Annotated in this window: 2 protein-coding genes; both read right to left on the bottom strand. The window is 74.7% G+C overall.

The annotated features are described in order from the left end of the window. Nucleotides 1–361: 361 nt before the first annotated feature. Nucleotides 362–889, bottom strand: a complete 528-nt coding sequence (locus DMC18_RS05310) for a lytic transglycosylase domain-containing protein (RefSeq protein ID WP_233248073.1) — start codon at nt 887–889, stop codon at nt 362–364. 65 nt (nt 890–954) lie between these two features. Beyond that, the coding region (locus DMC18_RS05305; RefSeq protein ID WP_146217981.1) for a S26 family signal peptidase at nt 955–1,323 on the bottom strand (369 nt) is incomplete at its 5' end.

The following is a 1,323-nucleotide window of genomic DNA, read 5'->3' as shown; positions in this document are numbered from 1 at the left end:
GCGAGCGAGGCGACCGCCCGAGCGCGCCCGGTTGCCGCCGCGATGCCCCGGCCCCGGATCCGAGGCCGCCTGGACGGCGCGGCGCACCTGGCCCAGGAAGCGGACCGGCCTTGCCGAGCGGTCGAAGCCGACCCGGCCTGGGCGCAGGAGGAATTCGTCGTCGAACTCGCTCATGGCCGAACCGACGGCGCTGCGGCGACTGAAAACGCAAGGAAAGGCCCGGCCACCGCCAGCCGCGTCCGGGCGGCGACGGCGAAAAAACCCCAATCCGACCAATCCCTTGCCGCCCGACCGACGGCGCGGCTTTTATCTGGCCATCCCCGCCACCCACGCTGGAACCCGCCCTCATTCGCCACGGTGCTCATCGTCCAGCTTCCCGCCGCTGGCTGAATAAACCCGCGCCGCCGCTAGCAGGCGCTCCGACGAGCGGCGCGCCGGTCACGCCCAGGCCTTCGGACCAGGCGGGCGGAAAGAGCCCGACGGCGCGCCAGTCGGGACGCACCGGAGTCGTTGCTCCCCGCAGGCCCGAGAGCCGGGCGACATAGAGGCGCGTCTCCAACGGCAGAGGCCGGCCCGCGAGGCTGGCTTCATAGCGCCCGGGTCCGGCGTTGTAGGCGGCCAGGAAGCCCGGCGCGCCGTAGCGGTCGAGGAGATCGCGCAGATAGGCCGCGCCGGCCAGGATGTTGTCGGCCGGGTCAAAGGGATCGGCGCCGAGCCCCAGGCGCGCGCGCAGGTCCGACCAGGTGCCCGGCATCAGCTGCATCAAGCCCATGGCGCCCGCCGGCGAGACCGCCCGGACCCGCCCCCCGCTCTCAGCGGCGATGACGGCCTCGATCAGGTCGGACGGCAGGTCGAAACGCGCAGCCGCGGCCTCGACGTGGGACCGCACGGCGTCCTGCGCGCGCGCCGGTCCCGCCGCCAGAAGGAGGAGCGCCAGCGCCAGTGCAAGCGGCCTCACCGCGCCGCCTCCGGCTGCGCGACCAGGAGCGGCCGGGCGCGGGCCAGGATCTCGCCCTCAGAGGTCGGCCCGAAGTAGCGCCCGTCGAGACTGCCAAACGCCGGCGCGAGCAGCAGGACCTCGCCGGGGCCCAGGACCTGGCATCCGCTCCAGGCCGGAAGGGTCCGCCCCTGTCCGTCGACGTCCAGGGCGCGCGCCACCAGGCGGCCGTCGATGAAGAGGTCGCGGCCAAGGCGGCAGACGGACTGGCCGGCGACCGCGCCCACCGGCTTGATCAGCGGCACCCCGCGCGGCAACCAGCCGCCCTCGTCGAGGAAGGCCGCCAGCGCCGGGTTCGGCCGCACGACGAGGAGCTCGCCCGGCTT

The organism is Caulobacter sp. D5 (genome assembly GCF_003185805.1).
Taxonomy (GTDB): domain Bacteria; phylum Pseudomonadota; class Alphaproteobacteria; order Caulobacterales; family Caulobacteraceae; genus Caulobacter.
Note: the sequence above shows the minus strand (reverse complement) of the source record. Positions and strands in the feature narration are given on the sequence as shown.